The sequence below is a fragment of the Pseudomonas auratipiscis genome (genome assembly GCF_036324085.1).
In the GTDB taxonomy this organism is placed as follows: domain Bacteria; phylum Pseudomonadota; class Gammaproteobacteria; order Pseudomonadales; family Pseudomonadaceae; genus Aquipseudomonas; species Aquipseudomonas auratipiscis.
In genome coordinates, this window is sequence record NZ_JAZDCU010000010.1 from 1 (window position 1) to 16358 (window position 16358).

13 protein-coding genes and 1 pseudogene are annotated in these 16358 nt (G+C 59.3%); 12 read left to right on the top strand and 2 right to left on the bottom strand.

The features are described 5' to 3' along the window. From V0R60_RS15065 to V0R60_RS15120, 12 genes are all read left to right on the top strand, one after another. Nucleotides 1–106: hypothetical protein (locus V0R60_RS15065; RefSeq protein ID WP_330143359.1), on the top strand; the 106-nt coding region annotated here is incomplete at its 5' end. Nucleotides 107–173: 67 nt separating this feature from the next. After that, entirely contained in the window at nt 174–1706 is a 1533-nt protein-coding gene (gene hutH / locus V0R60_RS15070) for a histidine ammonia-lyase (protein WP_136478533.1), read from the top strand. Nucleotides 1707–1838: 132 nt separating this feature from the next. Continuing rightward, complete coding sequence (locus V0R60_RS15075; protein ID WP_330080425.1) at nt 1839–3248, top strand: amino acid permease; 1410 nt, start codon at nt 1839–1841, stop codon at nt 3246–3248. 15 nt (nt 3249–3263) lie between these two features. Then, the gene (gene hutI / locus V0R60_RS15080) at nt 3264–4469 is read left to right on the top strand and encodes an imidazolonepropionase (protein ID WP_330080424.1); all 1206 of its coding nucleotides are present in this window, start codon (nt 3264–3266) and stop codon (nt 4467–4469) included. Between the two features lie 10 nt (nt 4470–4479). After that, nucleotides 4480–5283, top strand: coding sequence for an N-formylglutamate deformylase (hutG, locus tag V0R60_RS15085; protein WP_330080423.1), 804 nt, complete (start codon nt 4480–4482; stop codon nt 5281–5283). Between the two features lie 159 nt (nt 5284–5442). Next, entirely contained in the window at nt 5443–6414 is a 972-nt protein-coding gene (gene pip, locus V0R60_RS15090; protein WP_136478529.1) for a prolyl aminopeptidase, read from the top strand. Continuing rightward, nucleotides 6411–6848, top strand: a complete 438-nt coding sequence (gene dtd / locus V0R60_RS15095) for a D-aminoacyl-tRNA deacylase (protein ID WP_330080422.1) — start codon at nt 6411–6413, stop codon at nt 6846–6848. Before pip ends, dtd begins: the two co-directional genes overlap by 4 nt. 260 nt (nt 6849–7108) lie before the next feature. Then, nucleotides 7109–8824: a glucan biosynthesis protein G gene (locus tag V0R60_RS15100; RefSeq protein ID WP_330080421.1), complete on the top strand. Its 1716-nt coding sequence runs from the start codon at nt 7109–7111 to the stop codon at nt 8822–8824. Beyond that, nucleotides 8817–11390: a glucans biosynthesis glucosyltransferase MdoH gene (mdoH, locus tag V0R60_RS15105; RefSeq protein WP_330080420.1), complete on the top strand. Its 2574-nt coding sequence runs from the start codon at nt 8817–8819 to the stop codon at nt 11388–11390. Before V0R60_RS15100 ends, mdoH begins: the two co-directional genes overlap by 8 nt. A gap of 170 nt (nt 11391–11560) precedes the next feature. Continuing rightward, nucleotides 11561–12364: a transporter substrate-binding domain-containing protein gene (locus V0R60_RS15110; protein ID WP_330080419.1), complete on the top strand. Its 804-nt coding sequence runs from the start codon at nt 11561–11563 to the stop codon at nt 12362–12364. Nucleotides 12365–12442: 78 nt separating this feature from the next. Then, nucleotides 12443–13405, top strand: coding sequence for an amino acid ABC transporter permease (locus tag V0R60_RS15115; RefSeq protein ID WP_203482116.1), 963 nt, complete (start codon nt 12443–12445; stop codon nt 13403–13405). After that, a complete protein-coding gene (locus tag V0R60_RS15120) occupies nt 13398–14132 on the top strand; it encodes an amino acid ABC transporter ATP-binding protein (protein ID WP_136478524.1) in 735 nt (244 codons plus the stop codon). The genes V0R60_RS15115 and V0R60_RS15120 overlap by 8 nt, the downstream gene beginning before the upstream one ends. A 127-nt stretch (nt 14133–14259) precedes the next feature. Here V0R60_RS15120 and V0R60_RS27015 read toward each other — a convergent pair whose 3' ends face one another. Next, a complete protein-coding gene (locus tag V0R60_RS27015) occupies nt 14260–15132 on the bottom strand; it encodes a methyl-accepting chemotaxis protein (RefSeq protein WP_408005543.1) in 873 nt (290 codons plus the stop codon). Beyond that, a pseudogene (locus V0R60_RS27020) lies at nt 15115–16212 on the bottom strand (methyl-accepting chemotaxis protein); the annotation flags it as partial. The gene V0R60_RS27015 and the pseudogene V0R60_RS27020, both read right to left, overlap by 18 nt. Nucleotides 16213–16358: the final 146 nt, after the last annotated feature.

The following is a 16358-nucleotide window of genomic DNA, read 5'->3' on the forward strand; positions in this document are numbered from 1 at the left end:
TAACGACCCGGCCACCGGTGTCATGCGTCACGCCGATGCCGGTTACCAGATCGCCATCGACTGCGCCAAGGAACAAGGCTTGAACCTGCCGATGATCACCGGCTGATCTGCGGTAATTGGTTGATACTGATATCTATGCGGGCGGATACGCCTCACGAGTACGGAGCATTAACGTGACTGAATTGACCCTCAAGCCTGGCACCCTGACCCTGGCTCAACTGCGAGCGATCTACAAGCAGCCGGTGAAAATCAAGCTGGACGCCAGCGCTGACCAGCAGATCGACGACAGCGTTGCCTGCGTTGAGCAGATTCTGGCGGAAAACCGTACCGCCTATGGCATCAATACCGGTTTTGGCCTGCTGGCCTCGACCCGTATCGCCAGCCACGACCTGGAAAATCTGCAGCGTTCGCTGGTGCTGTCACACGCGGCAGGTGTTGGCCAGCCCATCGACGATGCCTTGGTGCGCCTGATCATGGTGCTCAAGGTCAACAGCCTGAGCCGTGGTTTCTCCGGTATTCGCCGCAAAGTCATCAATGCGTTGATTGCCCTGATCAACGCCGAGGTCTATCCGCACATCCCGCTCAAAGGCTCTGTGGGTGCTTCGGGTGACCTGGCGCCACTGGCACATATGTCGTTGGTGCTGCTCGGTGAAGGCAAGGCCCGTCACAACGGTCAATGGCTGTCGGCCACAGAGGCGCTGGCCGTAGCCGGTCTTGAACCGCTGACCCTGGCCGCCAAGGAAGGTCTGGCACTGCTCAACGGTACCCAGGCATCCACTGCTTACGCCTTGCGCGGTCTATTTGAAGGAGAAGACTTGTTCGCCGCTGCGACGTCGATTGGTGCGCTGACTGTTGAAGCTGTCCTGGGCTCACGCTCGCCATTCGATGCGCGTATCCACGAAGCTCGCGGTCAGCGTGGCCAGATCGACTCGGCTGCCTGCTACCGTGACCTGCTAGGTGATGGCAGTGAAGTTTCGGCCTCCCATCAGAACTGCGGCAAGGTCCAGGATCCGTACTCGCTGCGCTGTCAGCCGCAAGTCATGGGCGCCTGTCTGACTCAATTGCGCCAGGCCGCCGACGTACTGGTCATCGAAGCTAACGCAGTCTCCGACAACCCGCTGGTATTCGCCAAAGAAGGCGATGTGATCTCCGGTGGCAACTTCCACGCCGAGCCGGTCGCCATGGCGGCGGACAACATGGCACTGGCGATTGCTGAAATCGGTTCGCTGAGCGAGCGTCGCATCTCGTTGATGATGGACAAGCACATGTCGCAACTGCCGCCGTTCCTAGTGGCCAATGGTGGGGTTAACTCCGGCTTCATGATCGCGCAGGTAACCGCTGCCGCCCTGGCCAGTGAGAACAAGGCCCTGGCTCACCCGCACAGCGTCGACAGCCTGCCGACTTCGGCCAACCAGGAAGATCACGTGTCGATGGCGCCGGCTGCTGGCAAGCGTCTATGGGAAATGGCTGAGAACACCCGTGGTGTACTTGCAGTCGAGTGGCTGGCTGCTGCGCAAGGCCTGGACCTGCGCGAAGGCCTGAAAACTTCGCCGAAGCTGGAGCAGGCCCGCCAGGCTCTGCGCGGCAAAGTTGCTTTCTACGAGAAAGACCGCTTCTTCGCTCCGGACATCGAGGCCGCTATTGCCCTCCTGGCCGAAGGCTCCCTCACCGGTCTGCTGCCGGCCAAGGTCCTGCCTAGTCTGTAAATCCTTCGGGGCCGCATTGCGGCCCATCGCGGGGCAAGCCCGCTCCTGCTGCAGGGAGAGCGCGCCGGCCCCGCGATGGTTGTCGAAACAGCCCGATCATTTTCACGACCAGAACAAAAATAAGGACGTGACATGCAACAAGCAGAAGGTCTCAAGCGCGGGCTTACCGCGCGTCACATTCGCTTCATGGCACTGGGGTCGGCAATCGGCACCGGCCTGTTCTACGGTTCGGCCGCCGCCATCCAGATGGCCGGCCCAGCGGTACTGCTGGCGTACCTGATTGGCGGCGCAGCGGTATTCATGGTCATGCGCGCCCTGGGCGAAATGGCCGTGCACAACCCGGTATCCGGCTCGTTCGGCAGCTACGCCAGCACCTACCTGGGGCCCATGTCGGGCTTTATCCTGGGCTGGACCTACGCCTTCGAGATGATCATTGTGTGCCTGGCCGATGTCACCGCATTCGGCATCTATATGGGCTTCTGGTTTCCCGAGGTCGCCCGCTGGATCTGGGTGCTGGGGATTGTTTTCCTGATTGGCGGCCTGAACCTGTGCAACGTCAAGGTCTTCGGTGAAATGGAGTTCTGGCTGTCGTTGCTCAAGGTCGCCGCTATTGTGGCAATGATCTTGGCCGGCTTCGGCATCATGGCCTTCGGTCTTAGCAATGCCAGTGCGGAGCACGCAGTCGGTATCAGCAACCTGTTCGATCATGGCGGCTTCATGCCTAACGGCATCGGCGGTCTGATTGCCTCGTTCGCGGTGGTGATGTTCGCCTTTGGCGGCATCGAAATCATCGGTATCACCGCTGGTGAGGCTAAAGATCCGCAGCGCGTCATTCCCAAGGCAATCAATGCCGTTCCAATGCGCATCCTGCTGTTCTATGTGCTGACCCTGTTCGTGCTGATGTGCTTGTACCCGTGGCCACAGATTGGCAGCCAAGGTAGCCCGTTCGTGCAGATTTTCAGCAACCTGGGAATCGGCTCGGCGGCGACGGTATTGAATATCGTGGTGATTTCGGCAGCGGTGTCGGCGATCAACAGCGATATCTTTGGCGCCGGACGGATGATGTACGGCCTGGCCCAACAGGGACATGCGCCCAAAGGCTTCGCGAAAATCTCTCGTCACGGTGTACCGTGGATGACCGTACTGGTCATGGGTGCGGCATTGCTCGGCGGCGTTGTGCTCAACTACTTGATCCCGGAAAACGTATTCCTGCTGATCGCTTCGATCGCAACCTTTGCTACGGTGTGGGTCTGGCTGATGATTCTGGTGACCCAGGTTGCCATGCGTCGCAGCATGAGCCGTGAAGAAGTGGCCGAACTGAAATTCCCGGTGCCGTTCTGGCCCTATGGTCCGGCGGCAGCGATAGCCTTCATGCTGTTTGTATTCGGCGTGCTTGGTTACTTCCCTGACACGCAGGCCGCACTGCTGGTCGGCGTAGTCTGGGTATTGTTCCTGGTTGCCTCTTACCTGCTGTGGTGTAAGCCGCGGGCAGCGAAAGCCGAGGCTGCTTTGGCCCAGGACCCTTCACAACTTCAGCGCTAGAAACGGAGACACTGCATGAAAACCCTCTGGCAGCACTGCCACGTGGCGAGCATGGCCCAAGGCACTTACTCGATCATTGAGGACGCGGCTATCGTTACCAGCGCTGGCCGTATCGAGTGGATAGGCCAGCGCCAGTCGCTGCCGACCATGACGACCGACAAACAGGTGGACCTGGGCAATGCCTGGGTCACCCCAGGGCTGATCGACTGTCACACGCATACGGTGTTCGGTGGCAATCGCAGCGGTGAGTTCGAGCAGCGTCTGCAAGGCGTCAGTTATGCTGAAATCGCCGCGCAGGGTGGCGGTATTGCCAGCACCGTAAGGGCGACCCGTGCGGCCAGTGAGGATGAACTGTTCGCCAGTGCTCGCCAGCGGGTCCAGGCCTTGATGCGCGATGGCGTTACCACGCTGGAGATCAAGTCCGGCTACGGCCTGGACCTTGCCAGCGAGCGCAAGATGCTCAAGGTTATTCGTCGCCTGGGTGAAGAATTACCGGTGACGGTACGCAGTACGTGCCTGGCGGCTCATGCCTTGCCGCCTGAGTACAAAGACCGTGCCGATGACTACATTGCCCATATCTGCGATGAGATGCTTCCAGCCCTGGCGGCTGAAGGGCTGGTTGACGCCGTGGATGCCTTTTGCGAATACCTGGCGTTTTCACCGGCCCAGGTCGAGCGGGTTTTCATCAAGGCCCGTGAGTTGAACCTGCCGGTGAAGCTGCATGCGGAGCAATTGTCGTCGTTGGCGGGCTCGAGCATGGCTGCGCGCTATCAGGCACTGTCGGCTGATCATCTGGAGTTCATGACCGAAGATGATGCGATTGCCATGGCAGCAGCTGGTACGGTCGCGGTGTTGTTGCCCGGGGCGTTTTATTTTCTGCGCGAGACGCAACTGCCGCCGATGGATGCACTGCGTAAACACGGTGTGAAAATTGCCATTGCCAGTGACTTGAACCCCGGCACCTCGCCCGCGCTTTCGCTGCGTTTGATGCTGAACATGGCCTGCACGCTGTTCCGCATGACGCCGGAAGAAGCCCTGGCCGGTGCAACTACCCATGCCGCCACCGCACTGGGATTGGGGCATAGTCATGGTTCGCTGGAAGTGGGCAAGGTCGCCGACTTCGTTGCCTGGCAGATCGAGCGGCCGGCGGATCTGTGCTATTGGCTCGGCGGGGACCTGTCCAAGCGGGTCGTGCGCCTTGGCCAGGAAATTTTCAGCTGAAGGAGGATTAATGGACAAGGTACTGAGTTTTCATCAGGGTCGTTTGCCGCTGCTGATCAGCATGCCCCACGCTGGCCTGCGTCTGACCCCAGTGGTCAAGGCCGGCCTGGTGGCGCAGGCGCAAAGCTTGCCCGATACCGACTGGCACATTCCGCAGCTCTATGATTTTGCCCGTGAGCTGGGGGCCAGCGTGGTGGCTGCCGAGTACTCGCGCTTTGTCATCGACCTGAACCGCCCGGACGACGACAAACCGCTCTATGCCGGAGCCACGACCGGTCTTTACCCCGCCACGTTGTTCGAGGGTGAACCGCTGTTTCAGGCGGGCAAAGAGCCTTCTGCTGAAGAGCGCGCGGAATACCTCGAGGGTATCTGGCGCCCTTATCACGACACCATACGCCGCGAGCTGGCACGCATGCGCGAGCAGTTTGGCTATGCGCTGCTCTGGGATGCCCACTCGATTCGTTCGCATATCCCGCATCTGTTTGACGGCAAGCTGCCGGACTTCAACCTTGGCACCTTCAACGGCGCCAGTTGTGATCCGCAACTGGCCGGGCGTCTACAAGGTGTTTGCGCCAAGGCCGAACGTTACAGTCATGTTCTCAATGGTCGCTTCAAGGGCGGGCACATCACTCGGCACTATGGCGATCCAGCCAACAACATTCATGCGGTGCAACTGGAGTTGGCGCAGAGCACGTACATGGAGGAGGTGGAGCCGTTCAAGTACCGCGAAGACCTGGCGCAGCCGACACAAGTGGTGTTAAAGCAGTTGCTTGAGACCGTACTGGCCTGGGGGCAGGAGCGTTATTCGAACTGACGACATTGCCGGGCAAGCCCGCTCCCACTGGACTATATGGCCGGTGTCGGAGCGCGTTTGTCCGGCGATAGAGCCGCAACACCACTTCAGGTACATGCTCTAAGCGCAATTCAGGTTTATGATGCCCCACGGCAGAATAATTTCCACACGGAGTGCGTAATGCAGACCTTGTACCCGCAGATCAAACCCTACGCCCGGCACGATCTGGCCGTGGAAGCTCCACATGTACTGTATGTCGATGAAAGTGGTTCTCCGGAAGGTCTGCCGGTGGTTTTCATCCATGGCGGGCCAGGAGCAGGCTGCGATGCGCAAAGCCGTTGCTACTTTGATCCGAACCTGTACCGCATCATCACATTCGATCAGCGTGGCTGTGGGCGTTCGACCCCTCATGCCAGCCTCGAGAACAACACCACCTGGCATCTGGTCGAAGACCTGGAGCGCATCCGCAAGCACTTGGGGATCGACAAATGGGTGCTGTTTGGCGGTTCCTGGGGTTCTACCCTATCGCTGGCCTATGCCCAGACTCATCCGGAGCGTGTGCATGGCCTGATCCTGCGTGGGATCTTCCTGTGCCGTAAGCAAGAAATCGAATGGTTCTACCAGGCTGGCGCTAGCCGCCTGTTCCCGGATTACTGGCAAGACTACATCGCGCCGATTCCTGCCGAAGAGCGCGGTGATCTGGTGGAGGCATTCCACAAACGCCTGACCGGCAACGATCAGATTGCCCAGATGCATGCCGCCAAGGCCTGGTCGACCTGGGAAGGGCGCACCGCAACCCTGCGTCCCAATCCGCTGGTCGTCGACCGTTTCTCCGAACCTCAGCGCGCGCTGTCGATCGCCCGCATCGAATGCCATTACTTCACCAATAATGCGTTCCTTGAGCCGAACCAGTTGATTCGTGACATGCCAAAGATTGCTCACCTGCCGGCCGTCATCGTGCACGGTCGCTATGATGTTATCTGTCCGCTGGACAACGCCTGGGAGCTGCATCAAGCCTGGCCGAACAGTGAGCTGAAAGTTATTCGCGATGCAGGGCACGCAGCTTCGGAGCCTGGTATCACTGACGCCTTGGTACGTGCCGCAGACCAGATGGCCCGGCGCCTGCTCGACTTGCCTTTGGAAGAGGCATGAAGGGCCTGCTGCAACGCGTGCGTGGCGCGCGGGTAGATGTCGAGGGCAAGACCGTAGGTGCAATCGACCAGGGACTGTTGGTGCTGGTTGCGGTTGAGCCGGGTGATACCCGCGCTCACGCCGACAAGCTGTTGCACAAGCTGCTTAACTACCGGGTGTTCAGTGACCCTCAAGGTAAGATGAATCTTTCCCTCAAGGACGTTGCTGGCGGTCTTTTGCTGGTATCGCAGTTCACCCTGGCCGCTGATACCCAGAGCGGTTTGCGCCCGAGTTTTTCCACCGCGGCGACACCTGCACTCGGTGCGGAGCTTTTCGACTATTTATTGGCTCAGGCTCAAGCCCAGCACCCCACCGTTGCCAGCGGTCAGTTTGGGGCGGACATGCAAGTGCACCTGGTCAATGATGGCCCCGTAACATTTATGTTACAAATATGAAGGCAAAAAACCCCTGTTTGCGTGAAAACAAGGGGTTTTGTAGCATAAATAGTTTGCTGGCCCTGATGCGTTGTAACGCAGCCTGCTGGATAATCGCGCGCTATGTGGGCCTGCGTTCGTAGGTTCGTTCCACTCTGACTCGAGACTGCCGGAACCGTTTGGGGAATCATTGCGCCCTTTCGGAGTCCGAACAGTGCTCGCCAACTTGGCATATGTCGCTGGCCGTTGGTTTTTTGATCTGTTTTCGGCGAGGGTAGCTCGTGATTGTAAGTTCCTGTAATGCACCAAGAACCCCCGGCATCCGCTTGCGCAAGGCCTTGCTGGCCGGCGCGACGCTGGTAGGCCTGTTTGGCACTGGCCAGCTCTGGGCGTTCAACCTTGATGACGTTGCAACCAAGGCGAAGGATCTTGCCGGACAGAAGTACGAAGCGCCGAAGAGCAATCTGCCGGCGGTGTTCCGTGATATGAAATACGGTGATTACCAGCAGATCCGTTTCCTCACGGAAAAAGCTGAGTGGGCCAAGGACAAGACGCCGTTCAAATTGTCCTTCTACCACCAGGGCATGCATTTCGACACGCCGGTGAAAATCAACGAAGTTACCGCGACCACCGTCGAAGAGATCAAATACGACATGAGTCGCTTTGACTTCGGTAACGTGAAATTCGATCCAAAGGCCACCGAGAACCTCGGCTACGCAGGCTTTCGTGTCCTGTACCCGATCAACAAGGCCGACAAGCAGGATGAAATCATGACCCTGCTTGGCGCCAGCTATTTCCGCGTGGTCGGCAAGGGCCATGTCTATGGTTTGTCCGCTCGTGGCCTGGCCATCGACACCGCGTTGCCGTCCGGCGAAGAATTCCCGCGCTTTACCGAGTTCTGGATCGAAAAGCCCAAGCCTGCCGACAAGCACCTGGTTATCTACGCGCTGCTCGACTCGCCGCGTTCCACCGGTGCCTACAAGCTGACCCTGCGTCCAGGCAGCGACACCATTGTCGACGTCAAGTCCAAGGTGTTCCTGCGTGACCACGTCAGCCGCTTGGGTATCGCGCCACTGACCAGCATGTTCCTGTTCGGCGGTAACCAGCCATCGAAAGTGCCTAACTATCGTCCGGCCCTGCATGACTCCGAAGGTCTGTCGATTCATGCTGGCAACGGTGAATGGCTGTGGCGCCAACTGAACAACCCGAAACATCTGGCAGTGAGCAATTTCAGCGTTGAAAACCCGCGTGGATTCGGCCTGCTTCAGCGCCAGCGTGAATTCAGCCAGTTCGAAGACCTCGATGACAACTATCAGAAGCGCCCAAGTGCCTGGATCGAGCCAGTGGGTGACTGGGGCAAAGGTACTGTAGACCTGGTCGAAATTCCGACCGCCGATGAAACCAACGACAATATCGTTGCGTTCTGGAGTCCGGAAAAACTGCCGGAGCCAGGCACACCGTTCGAGTACTCCTACCGTCTACACTGGACTATCGATGAGTCCGAGTTCCACTCGCCGAACCTGGGCTGGGTCAAACAGACCCTGCGTTCCACTGGTGACGTGAAGCAGTCCAACCTGATTCGCGAAGCGGATGGCAGCGTTGCATTTCTGGTCGACTTCGAAGGCCCGGTGCTTGCCAAACTGCCCGAAGATACTGCCGTGCGCAGCCAGGTCAGCATCGGCGACAACGCGGAGCTGGTCGAAAACAACTTGCGTTACAACCCGGAAATCAAAGGCTGGCGCCTGACCTTGCGGATGAAGGTCAAAGACCCGAGCAAGTCCGTGGAAATGCGTGCGGCGCTGCTGCGTGACGTTCCGGTCGAACCTGCCAAACCTGCGAAACCGACTAAGCAGGATAAGGCTGCGGCCAAGTCTGCCAAGGCCGAGAAGCCTGCCGAGCAACCAGCCGCCGATGCGGCATCCACCACCGGGACACCGGCCACCACCGAACAGGTGTTGACCGAGACCTGGAGCTACCAGTTGCCTGCCGATGAGTAATTCTCAAGCACGGCCAGAATCGCTCAGCGAGTACCTGGCCCACTTACCAATGAGCGACGAGCAGCGGGCAGAACTTGCCAGCTGCACGTCGTTCAGCGAACTGCATCAACGCTTGTCGGGCCAACCGGCCATTGCTGAAGCCGAAGCCGTGCAAGCTTCGGTGGGAGAGCGCCTGACCCTGACCAGTGCCCAGGAAATACACGACGCCGAGATGCTGGCGGTGGATGGCAGCGGTCGTATCTGCCTCAAGGCTACGCCGCCGATTCGCCGTACCCGGGTGATTCCCGAGCCATGGCGTACCAATATTCTGATCCGAGGCTGGCGGCGTCTGACCGGCCGCACCAATGCTCCCGCCCCGGTCAAGCGCGAGCTGCCCAAGGCGCGCTGGCGCTGGGTCGGCTCCCTGCGCCGCTATATTCTGCTGGCGCTGATGCTGGGCCAGACGATCGTTGCCGGCTGGTACATGAAAGGCATCCTGCCGTATCAGGGTTGGTCGTTTGTCGATCTCGACGAAATCACCCGTCAGCCGCTGTTGCAGACGGCTACTCAGGTCTGGCCGTACGCTTTGCAAACCAGCATCCTGATTCTGTTCGGCATCCTCTTTTGCTGGGTGTCGGCAGGGTTCTGGACCGCGCTGATGGGCTTTCTCGAACTGTTGACCGGTCGCGACAAGTACCGTATTTCCGGCAGCAGTGCCGGTAACGAGCCCATCGAGGCTGGCGCGCGTACCGCCATTGTCATGCCGATCTGCAACGAAGATGTGCCTCGGGTATTTGCCGGCCTGCGGGCGACTTTCGAGTCGGTCGCCGCTACCGGTGACCTGGACCGCTTCGACTTCTTCGTCCTCAGCGATACCAACGACACCGATATCGCCGTTGCCGAGCAACAGGCGTGGCTGGAGGTGTGCCGCGAGGCCAAGGGCTTCGGGCGGATCTTCTACCGTCGCCGTCGCCGTCGCGTCAAACGCAAAAGCGGCAACCTTGATGACTTTTGCCGGCGTTGGGGCAGCGACTACCGTTACATGGTGGTGCTCGACGCCGACAGCGTGATGAGTGGCGAATGTTTGACCAGCCTGGTTCGGCTGATGGAAGCCAACCCGGACGCCGGTATTATCCAGACCGCACCGAAAGCCTCGGGCATGGATACCCTCTATGCGCGTATGCAGCAGTTTGCAACTCGCGTATACGGCCCGCTGTTCACCGCTGGCCTTCACTTCTGGCAGTTGGGTGAGTCGCACTATTGGGGGCACAACGCGATCATCCGCATGAAGCCGTTCATTGAGCACTGCGCCCTGGCGCCGTTGCCAGGCAAGGGGGCTTTCGCCGGTGCGATCCTCTCCCACGACTTCGTTGAAGCGGCGCTGATGCGTCGGGCTGGTTGGGGCGTGTGGATTGCCTACGACCTGCCGGGCAGCTATGAAGAACTGCCGCCGAACCTGCTCGACGAGCTCAAGCGCGACCGGCGCTGGTGCCACGGCAACTTGATGAACTTCCGCCTGTTCCTGGTCAAGGGCATGCACCCGGTGCACCGTGCGGTGTTCCTCACCGGGGTGATGTCGTACCTGTCGGCGCCGTTGTGGTTCTTCTTCCTGGTGCTGTCGACTGCGTTGCTGGCGACCAACACGCTGATGGAGCCGCAGTACTTCCTGGAGCCGCGCCAGCTTTATCCGTTGTGGCCGCAGTGGCATCCGGAGAAGGCCATCGCGCTGTTCTCCACCACGATTGTGCTGCTGTTCCTGCCCAAGCTGCTGAGTATCGTTCTAATCTGGGCCAAGGGTGCCAAAGAGTTCGGCGGACGCTTCAAGGTGACGCTGTCGATGCTGCTGGAGATGCTGTTCTCCATGCTTCTTGCGCCCGTGCGGATGATTTTCCACACCCGTTTCGTACTCGCCGCATTCCTCGGCTGGGCTGCGACCTGGAATTCACCGCAGCGTGACGATGACTCCACCCCGTGGAGCGAAGCAGTGCGCCGCCATGGCCCGCAAACCCTGCTGGGTGTGGCCTGGGCCTTGCTGGTGGCTTGGTTGAACCCAAGTTTCTTGTGGTGGCTGGTGCCTATTGTCGGTTCACTGATGCTGTCGATTCCGGTTTCGGTCATTTCCAGTCGTGTACACCTGGGTTTGCGAGCCAAGGATGAAAGCCTGTTCCTGATTCCCGAGGAATACGCCACGCCAGCTGAACTGCTCGCGACCGATCAGTACACCCACGAAAACCGCTGGCACGCCATGCACGACGGTTTCGTCCGGGCGGTGGTCGATCCACAGCAGAATGCCCTGGCTTGCGCCCTGGCAACTGCGCGTCATGGTGTCGCGGCGCCGATCGAATCGTTGCGCGCCGAGCGTATCGGCAAAGCGCTGGACGTTGGCCCAAGTGGCCTGGACGGCAACACCCGTCTGGCCTTGCTTAGCGATCCAGTTGCCCTGGCGCGCCTGCATACCTGCATCTGGGACGAGAAAAACGAAGCCTGGCTGGGCGTCTGGCGTCAGTCGATCGCCAACGACCCGCACTCGCCATTGTTGCCATTGCATCCAGAGCCTGTGGCGCAGCCATCCATGGCTAGCGCCTGATGCGTCGCGGGGCAGGCCCGCTGCCACAGATAACCCCTGTGGGAGTGGGCTTGCCCCGCGGTAGCTTTCTGCCTTTTTCTGATACCATCCCTCCCGAATATCTCGCACCCGTCTGTAGGACGGTTCGCGCTAAAAATAAAATTCGAGCTTTCTTGCTGGGGGATCTGGTGATGTTTAAAAAATATCTGTCGATGCTACTGGTTGGCGTCACCGCGCTGGTGGCGGTCAATGCTGCCCAGGCAGCCGGCGCCATTGATGAAGCAGTCAAGCGTGGCACGCTGCGTGCGGGCATGGACCCCACCTACATGCCATTTCAGATGACCAACAAGCGCGGTGAGATCGTCGGCTTCGAAGTCGATATCCTCAAGGCCATGGCCAAGTCCATGGGCGTCAAGCTGGAGATGGTGTCCACTTCCTACGACGGTATCATTCCGGCCCTGATGACCGATAAATTCGACATCATCAGCAGTGGCATGACCCTGACCCAGGAACGCAACCTGAAGCTTAACTTCAGCGAACCCTTCATCGTCGTTGGCCAGACCCTGCTGATTCGCAAGGAACTGGCTGAGAAGGTCAAGTCGTACAAAGACCTCAACAAGGAAGAATACCGCCTCACGTCCAAGCTGGGCACCACTGGCGAGATGGTCGCCAAGAAGTTGATCGGCAAAGCCAAATACCACGGTTACGACAACGAGCAGGAAGCCGTGATGGACGTCGTCAACGGCAAGGCTGACGCTTTCGTCTATGATGCGCCCTACAACGTAGTGGCCGTGAACAAGGCTGGCGCCGGCAAGCTGGTGTTCCTGGATAAGCCGTTCACCTTCGAACCCCTGGCCTTTGGCCTGAAGAAAGGCGACTACGACAGCCTGAACTTCATCAATAACTTCCTGCACCAGATCAAGCACGACGGTACCTACGATCGAATCCACGACAAGTGGTTCAAGGACACCGCCTGGCTCAAGGACATGGAATAAGGCCGAGGCCACAAGCCTGGTTTGAAACCCGACGCGCAGGCTGGTCCTGCGCGTTCGCTTTTACGGAAGTACCCTTAAGTGATCAAACACAAGAAAGCTCAGTGGCCCTGGCATGGGTTGACCGCGTTGGTTCTGATCGGGCTGGCGGCGAGCCTGTACTACGCAACGTCAGTGATTTCCTACGAATGGCGTTGGAACCGAGTGCCACAGTATTTCGCCTACCAGGCGGAAGTAGCCCAGCGTGCTGCCGAGAACGGCACCATTGAAGCCATTGTCACCAAGGGGGAAATGGCCACCGTTACCGTGCGCGATGAAAGTGGCGCCGAGCAGGTCTTCGACGTTGAGAAGGGCAGCGTGCAACTGTCCCGCGGCGATGATGTGGCGGAAGGTGACCTGATTGGCGTAACCCATCATTGGGCCGCAGGACCACTGGCCTGGGGCTTGTGGACCACGGTGTGGATTTCGGTCGCCTCGGGCGTGATGGGGCTGATAATCGGCTTGTTCGCCGGTCTTTGCAGGTTGTCGAATAACCCGACGCTTCGGGACTTGTCGACGGTCTATGTCGAGCTGGTCCGCGGCACACCGCTGCTGGTGCAGATCTTTATTTTCTACTTCTTTATCGGCACGGTACTCAACCTGTCGCGCGAATTCGCCGGGGTTGCAGCACTGGCGCTGTTTACCGGCGCCTACGTTGCCGAGATCGTCCGCGCCGGCGTGCAATCGATTGCCAAGGGGCAGGGCGAAGCGGCTCGCTCCCTGGGCTTGAGTGCAGGTCAGTCGATGCGTCACGTGGTATTGCCGCAAGCGTTCAAGCGCGTGCTGCCACCGCTGGCGGGGCAGTTCATCAGCCTGGTCAAGGACACCTCGCTAGTGTCGGTGATCGCCATTACCGAACTGACCAAGAGCGGGCGCGAAGCAATCACGACTTCGTTCTCGACCTTCGAGATCTGGTTCTGTGTTGCTGGCTTGTATCTGTTGATCAACCTGCCGCTGTCGCACATGGCCAGCCGGCTTGAGCGGAGGCTTGCGCAAAGTGATTGAAGTCCGTGATCTGGTAAAAGTCTTCGACACACGTGGCCAGGTGGTACGCGCGGTCGATCATGTCAGCACCAATGTGGCCAAGGGCGAGGTGCTGGTTGTACTTGGCCCATCGGGCTCGGGTAAGTCGACCTTTCTGCGCTGCCTCAATGGCCTGGAGTCGTTTGACGAAGGCACCGTGGCCATCGATGGGCTGCAACTGGCTGACCCGAAGACCGACGTCAACGCCTACCGGCGCGAAGTCGGCATGGTGTTCCAGCACTTCAACCTGTTCCCGCACATGACGGTGCTGGAAAACCTGTGCCTGGCGCAGAAAGTGGTGCGCAAGCGTGGCAAGGCGGAGCGTGAGGCAAAAGCTCGAGCGTTGCTGGAGAAGGTGGGGATCAGTCAGAAAGCCAATGAATACCCCTCGCGCTTGTCGGGTGGTCAGCAGCAACGGGTAGCGATTGCCCGTGCGCTGGCGATGGAGCCCAAGGTGATGTTGTTCGATGAGCCAACCTCGGCGCTTGACCCGGAAATGGTCGGTGAGGTGCTGGATGTCATGAAGACGTTGGCGCTCGAAGGCATGACCATGGTCTGCGTTACCCACGAGATGGGCTTTGCCCGGGAAGTGGCGGATCGGGTGCTGTTCTTCGACCACGGCAAACTGCTGGAAGACTCGCCACCCGAGCAGTTCTTCACCGCCCCCAAAGACCTGCGCGCCCAGGCGTTCCTGCGCCAGGTGCTCTAGCCCGTCAGATTCTTCGCCGGCCAAGCTGCTCCTATCCCCGGTAGGAGCGGGCTTGGCCCGCGATCGGGCGCAAGGCGCTGGTGAACAAGCAACACATAGTCCAGCTGCGCTCCCGCAAGAACACGCGCTACAGGCTGAACCGTCCTACCAGCGTTTGAAGCTGACGCCCCAGCCGCGCCAGTTCAAGACTCGACGCCGCGGTCTCTTCGCTGGCAGCGCTGGTCTGGTCTGACACTTCCCTGACGTTTATCACGCTGCGGTTGATCTCTTCGGCTACCGCACTTTGCTCCTCACTGGCGGTGGCTATCTGCTGGTTCATCCCCTGAATGCTCGACACCGTCTGAGTAATCTGGCTTAGGGCGTCGCCGGCCTTGCGACTCAGCTCGACGCTATCGTGAGTCAGACTTTTGCTGCTGTCGAGCAGGCGGGTGACCTGGTCAGTGCCTTCATGCAGGCTGCCAATCAGTTGCTCGATTTCTTCGGTTGAGTGCTGGGTCCGCTGGGCCAGTCCGCGGACTTCGTCAGCGACCACGGCAAACCCGCGGCCAGCCTCGCCGGCGCGCGCCGCCTCGATGGCAGCGTTCAACGCCAGCAGGTTGGTCTGCTCGGAAACCGATTTGATCACATCAAGAATGCTGCCGATCCGCTGACTTTCACCCGCTAGCTGGTGCATGGCTCTGATCGAGTTGTCCATCTGCTCGGCCAACTGCTCGATTTGCACTACCGCTTCACCTACCACCTGATCGCCCAACTGCGCTTGTTGATCCGCGACGGTCGCTGCCTGTGAGGCGTGCTCGGCATTGCGGGCTACTTCATGCACCGTCGCGCTCATCTGGTTCATGGCGGTGGCTACCTGATCGGTTTCGTCTCGTTGCTGCACGATCCTGACTTTGGTCTGCTCGCTTACTGCTGAAAGTTGTTCAACGGCGCTGGAAAGCTGGGTAATGCCCAGGTCGATGCCTCCTATCAGCTCGCGCAGGCTCAAGGTCATGGCATGCATGCTGTTCTGCAGTTGGCCCATTTCATCGCGCCGCTGCACTCTTTCGGCCAGGTGCAGGTCACCTTTGGCGATACGCTCAGCCAGTGCCAGGGTGTTTTTGAGCGGTGTAGTGATTTGCAGGGTAATCACCCAGGCCGCCAGGCACCCGAGCAGCAGGGCCAGGGCGGCTTGGCTGATCAATGCCGTATGCGCCTGGGCAGCTTCGTTATCACGTTGTTCTATCTGCTTGTCACTCAGTTGACGGCTGGCATTGCGAAGCTCGATACCCAACTGCTCCAGAGTAACCTGCACGGTCTCCACTGCGATGGCGGCGCGGCGATATTGCTCCAGGTTACCTTGATACTGGCCAAGGGCCGAGCGAGTGCCAGCCAAAATCTCAGCTTGAACGCCATTTGCTTGTGCCAAGGGTGTCAGTTGGTCGAGCGTCTTGCCGGCAGCTTCGACGGCGACCTGACCGACACTGGAAAAGCCTTCCAGCGGGTCAAAGGTGTAGGCGGGTACCAGGCTTTGCTGATTGACCGCTTCGATGTGTCGAGAAAGCGTTTCGACCAGATTCAGTACCCGGTCCTGGGTGCTTTGCTGGTCTTCGCTACGCATTGTTTCCAGGACTTGGTCCTGCAGCCTGTCTATTAACTCGCCCAGGCGCTGTTCCGTGCCCTGCATGGCTTGTTGCCGATCCTGGCGAAGGGCAACCGCTTGCTGCAACTGCTCGAAACCTTGGGAGAAACGCTGCACGATCTGCAGTTTGCTGGCGATCATCTGCCGATTTTCAGCGCTTTCAAAGCGATTCTGCATCGCCGTGAGTAGCTCCTGTAATGACCGCAGCGACTGCTCGACCTGTGTCTTGCTCTGCAAGTCGTTAAGCACTCGAAAAGTGATACGTTCGGCCCGCAGGTCCTTGCCAATATCATTGAGTCGGGCAATTTCCACTAGCTTCTGCGAGCGATCGATGGCGTCCTCCATTGCGCGCCAGCCGCTGAATGTTATCAATAGTGTCAGTAGCAGTACCAAGGCGAAGGCCAGGGTCAGCTTCAGGCTGACGCTCATGTTGCCTAGCATCCGATTCACAGGTCCGAACATGGGGGTCTCCAGCAGTTGAGAAATGACAAGCGCCCGGACGTGGATCAGGGCACCGCACCTTGCTCATCGGCGGGGAATGGGAGGGCTAGACCTGCAAAACGTGTAGGAAAGTTCGACTCAGCAGCGAGGAAAAAAGGCCTGAGTTT